Here is a 4,908-nt window from a genome sequence, read left to right as displayed (position 1 = left end):
TGAAATTATTTAATCACTGAAGATTGGGATAGTACTGAGTTTTTAGAAAATTACTGTTTGTAAATTTGAGGAAGAAACTATGCTTGGAACCTTTTTTAGTTTATTAGCAACTGCACTCAGCTTACTGGTCGTTGACTTAGTCGTTCCAGGGGTTGATCTCGCTACATTTCCTGCCGCTTTAATTGCTGCTGTGGCACTTGGAGGTGTTAATGCCTCTGTCAAGCCTATTTTGTCAGCGCTATCGATGCCGCTGAACTTCGTCAGCTTAGGAGCATTTTCCTTAGTTGTTAATGGTATTTGCTTTTGGTTAGCATCAGTCTTTGTGCCTGGATTTAGGGTGAGTGGTTTATTAGCGATTATCCTAGGCCCTATTATCTTGTCGTTGGTGAACACCTTCTTGAGCAACTACTTCGCTGAGAAAAATCCCGATCTCAAAATTGGTGGTACTCCAAGTAACTCTAACTCGTTAGACGCTGCACGGAATTCTGAACTCCAGATAGAAGCGGCTCAGAAAAATCCTAATAAGGTAGAAGCGTAATCTGAGAGCTCGAAAACATCTAAATAGAGCAACGAAAAGGAGCAAGTTTACCTACTTGCCCTTTTTTTGCGCTTGAGGTTTTCAGTTGCACTACGAGCCTGCTTCTTACTGTCTACTTCTATCCAAAGAGGGATAGACAAAAGCTAGTTAAGTTGTATTTACCTAGCTAGGCTGCCTTTTTCTTTCCATCGGTAGACAGAACAATTAGTGTTAGCTAGTTGTTAAACTATATAAAGATGGATAAGCATATAATACAAAGCTACGAAAAATATAAAAAAAGCTTTGAGTGAGCTACAAGCTTAGCCTATTTTTTAAAAGCTTACTTCCCCTTAGCTAGCTCCTTGTTTTAAGGAATTTTTAGGAGAAAAAAATGACCTCTGTTCAGCAGCAAAGACCAGCACAAAAACAGCAGCAAATTTATGACAGGAGAGCGGAAATGATGCAGCCGCAAAACCTTGAGGAATTAAAACCTCACAAGAGTGGGAAGTTACAGAATAAAGTAGCCTTGATTGTCGGTGGAGATGACGGGATCGGTCGTGCCGTTGCGATCGCATTTGCTCAACAAGGAGCTGACCTGGCCATTGTCTGCTACGAAGCTCACGAAGAGGCCGAAAACACTCAACACATAGTACAAGAAGAGGGGCGCTCTTGCCTCTTGATTGCTGGTGATGTTGGGGATGAGCAATTTTGTCAGCAGGCAGTACAACAAGTCATTGACCAGTTTGGCAAAATTGATATTTTGGTGAATAACGCCGCTGAACAGCAACCCCAAAAGAGTTCTGAAAATACCAGCACTGAAGAGCTAGAGAACACATTACAAAGCAATCTATGCGGTATGTTTTACATGACCAATGCCGCATTGCCTTACCTCCAAGAGGGAAGCACCATCATTAATACCACTTCTGTAACGGCATCCCCTGGAAACCAACAATCGTTGAACTATACCTCTAGCAAAGGGGCTATTCTGACCTTTACTCGCTCCTTATCCCAATCCTTGGGAGATCAAGGCATCCGAGTTAATGGTGTCGCACCTGGCCCTGTCTGGACTATGCTGGTTCCCTCTAATTTACCGACTGATCAAGTAAAAGCAATGGGCGCTCAAATGTCAATGGCAGGAGCAACCCAACCGAATGACATTGCCCAAAGCGTTGTCTTTTTAGCTTCAGAAGACTCCTCTTACATGGCGGGTCAAGTGTTATTTACCCAAAGCCTGCCATGCTAATTTGCTTTTCTTGGCAGAACTATCCATTAAAAATCTAGAGTCAATGCAAATTGATAGCTAAGCTACACCCACCAAATGAGTGGGTGATTTTGTATTGAAGAGTAACATTAAGCACTAGTTATTTTAAGAAAAATACTTATCTAAAGGTATAGTTAAGGCTCTTTCTAATGAAGCAAGAACTAATAGAAACTCCTTTCTAAAGTAATGGAGTCTGAAAACAATACAAGCTCCAAAAATTAGTAAGCAAACAAAGGTAAAAGCACTATGACTCAGGCTCAAGAAAAGCAAGAATTACAACCAGCGCAGCACCAAGACCACCGACCTGGCAGCGAAGCCGAAATGACACCAAAACCCCAGGCTAAGGGTTCTAACTACCGGGCGGCGGGCAAACTGGAAGGTAAAGTGGCGCTCATTACAGGTGGTGATAGTGGCATCGGTCGTTCAGTGGCGATCCTCTACGCCAAAGAGGGGGCAGATGTCGCAATCATGTACCTCAGCGAAGACCAAGATGCGGAGGAAACCAAGCGATTGGTAGAAGCCGAAGGCAAGCGCTGTCTGATGATTAAGGGAGATGTCGGTGATGAACAGTTCTGCCAGCAAGCGGTACAGCAAACGGTTCAGGAATTAGGACACCTGGATATTCTGATCAACAACGCGGCGGAACAGCATCCACAAGAGAGTATTGAAAAAATTACTGCCGAGCAACTAGAGCGCACCTTCCGCACCAATATCTTTGGTATGTTCTTCATGGCCAAAGCCGCTCTACCCCACCTGAAAGAAGGTAGTGCTATTATCAACACCACATCTGTCACAGCCTACAAGGGTAATCCTCAACTGTTGGATTACTCTTCGACTAAGGGTGCGATCGTTGCTTTTACTCGTTCTCTATCGCAATCCTTAGTTGAGAAAGGTATTCGCGTAAATGGTGTTGCTCCAGGTCCGATCTGGACTCCCCTGATTCCCTCAACTTTTCCTGAAGAAAAGGTGAAGAGTTTCGGTGCACAAGTACCGATGCAGCGTGCTGGACAACCCGAAGAAGTTGCCCCTTGTTATGTGTTCCTGGCTTCGGATGATTCCTCTTACATGTCAGGTCAAATTCTGCATCCTAATGGTGGCGAAGTTGTCAATGCCTAGATGGTGCTGTGCAGGAGTATCCACTGTTAATTACATTGTGGCTTAACTCTTGCATCTCAATGGTGGCGTCGTGGTCAATCTCTAACCCCTCAAGAAATACCTGATGATTGTAGGAACACTGAATACCCTGTTTCTACAATTTTTTCGTGTTCAGCGTTGCTGCTGCCCCTTGGATAATTGCTCTCAAGCTCCCTACAAAACTCTAGTGATTTGAATCACAAGAAAAGGCGATCTAACTAAGGGTTGAATCAGGACACGACTATTTATACTATTGAACATAAAAATAATTATTACAAAATATAGCTTGACTCCGAAATGTTTACATTTCTCGTGTATTCATTGCAAAAATGTCTTACTTGAAACTCTCAAGTCACAATTCATTAAACGATGGCTGAAAATTTTACAGGGAAAGTTCTTTTTGCCAATGGGTTTCCGGCTCAAAACGTTCTAGTTCGTGTTTTCGATAAGGATGAACCGGGGAAAGGCGATGATGACCTGACGATTAACCCAGGCCGTTCTGATCGCGAAGGTAAATTCACCGTTCATTTTGAACCCTCTCGCTACCTTGACTACAACACCATTACGACAAGAGAACCTGTAAACCTTCTTTGGGACTTGACCTTAACGACCCGCACACGACGCATCCCTGACCTCACAGATATCTATATGCCCTATTTGGAATTTCGCTATACCTTTAATGGTCGGCGTTGCGTTCATACGGCCTTTATTGTACCGTTCCAAACCGAGTTCCGATTGCCAGAAATTCCGCCGTTCCCCTTTAAACCCTCTGTGCATGGGTTCAAGTTCGTCAACAACTTTTCTGGCTACCCCCTACCCTTTTCCATTCCGAATTTGCCAGCTCTGTCATCGGTTGGGAAAGCCTATGGCCTGTGTGGAGGAATGTCTTCTGCCGTGTATGACTTTCTGCTTGCGGGTCGGAGTATTCCTTCGGATATCAGTACGCCAACACAAGGCTCAGCTCTGCATACCTATCTCTATCGACGGCAAGTCGATACATTTGGGGCATTGGGTGATTATATTACTAAATTTGCTCAATGGATGGTATTACCCGACGATACAATCTTTGGGATTCAAAAGCGAACCTATGATGAATTTGAGGAAATTCATGCCAAATTGGATGATGGAAATGCCGTAGTGTTGGGTCTGATTTATGTGAGTGGTCGTGATAGCTTGGAAATTTGGAACAATCATCAGGTTTTAGCTTATAGCTACTCAGAAATCTCAGCAACGACTATTGACATCAATATTTACGACCCCAATTATCCCCAAAGAGATGATGTTGCTATTCGGCTTGAGAGAGTACCTGTCGGTACTACTCTTCTGCCTGGTGTTCCTCCGCGTAAGAGAACTGTTTTGGGTTTTAATTGTTCTCAAAAGATAGGTGAGTTCGACAAGAATATACGCGGTTTTTTTGCTATGCCTTATGTACCCGTCGTTCCTCCAGCGGGTCTGTGATTAGCGATTTTGAGTTTGTTCATAGCTACCCACGTAAGGTAAGGCTCTTTCAATGCAATGTCTGGGTATCTAAACAGCAATCCTTAATATTAATTAAGCCTGTATGGCTGAATGCAGAAATGCTTAACCCATGTTCTTACCGACGCTCTAGGAGATAGCGAAGATTGCCTAAGAGGATGGGATGACTAGACAAATATTCCTCAAAAAGAGAGCAGGTCTAGATCGGAAGTTATCTCCTTGAGATATCAGGCCAAATCCGGCCATTAAAGTTGCAATAAATAATATTTTGTAAATACGTCTTAAGATATAGCTTATGCTTGCTGAGCGATATACCCAAAATATAGAGATATCTCTAAACTCAAGAAGATTATAGCTAGGCTGTCACTTTTGCCTCTTCCAGGAATCCGGTAAGAAGAAAATCAGCTATACTGTATGTTTACTTCAATAACCATAGGTAATTGTCTATAATTTAAGAGTAGTTAAGGGAGGGTAATTAAATTTTATAAATTAACACTTTTTAAAATCACTTTTATTTTTT

Annotated in this window: 4 protein-coding genes; all 4 read left to right on the top strand. The window is 42.7% G+C overall.

The annotated features are described in order from the left end of the window. The first annotated feature begins 79 nt into the window (after nt 1–79). The 4 genes from V6C93_RS22490 to V6C93_RS22475 all read left to right on the top strand — a co-directional run bounded on the left by V6C93_RS22490 (nt 80) and on the right by V6C93_RS22475 (nt 4,370). Nucleotides 80–538, top strand: a complete 459-nt coding sequence (locus V6C93_RS22490; protein WP_333478907.1) for a phage holin family protein — start codon at nt 80–82, stop codon at nt 536–538. Nucleotides 539–908: 370 nt separating this feature from the next. Beyond that, nucleotides 909–1,760 (top strand): SDR family oxidoreductase, encoded by an 852-nt coding sequence (locus V6C93_RS22485; RefSeq protein WP_333478906.1) that lies wholly within the window; start codon nt 909–911, stop codon nt 1,758–1,760. Nucleotides 1,761–2,024: 264 nt separating this feature from the next. Beyond that, nucleotides 2,025–2,894 carry an SDR family oxidoreductase gene (locus V6C93_RS22480; protein ID WP_333478905.1) on the top strand — a complete coding sequence of 290 codons (870 nt, stop codon included), beginning with the start codon at nt 2,025–2,027 and terminating at the stop codon, nt 2,892–2,894. A 387-nt stretch (nt 2,895–3,281) separates the two neighbouring features. Beyond that, nucleotides 3,282–4,370 carry a hypothetical protein gene (locus tag V6C93_RS22475; protein WP_333478904.1) on the top strand — a complete coding sequence of 363 codons (1,089 nt, stop codon included), beginning with the start codon at nt 3,282–3,284 and terminating at the stop codon, nt 4,368–4,370. Nucleotides 4,371–4,908: the final 538 nt, after the last annotated feature.

Source organism: Allocoleopsis sp. (assembly GCF_036703385.1).
Taxonomy (GTDB): Bacteria; Cyanobacteriota; Cyanobacteriia; order Cyanobacteriales; family Coleofasciculaceae; genus Allocoleopsis.
The sequence above is the reverse complement of the archived record's forward strand: the minus strand, read 5'-3'. Positions and strand labels throughout refer to the sequence as shown.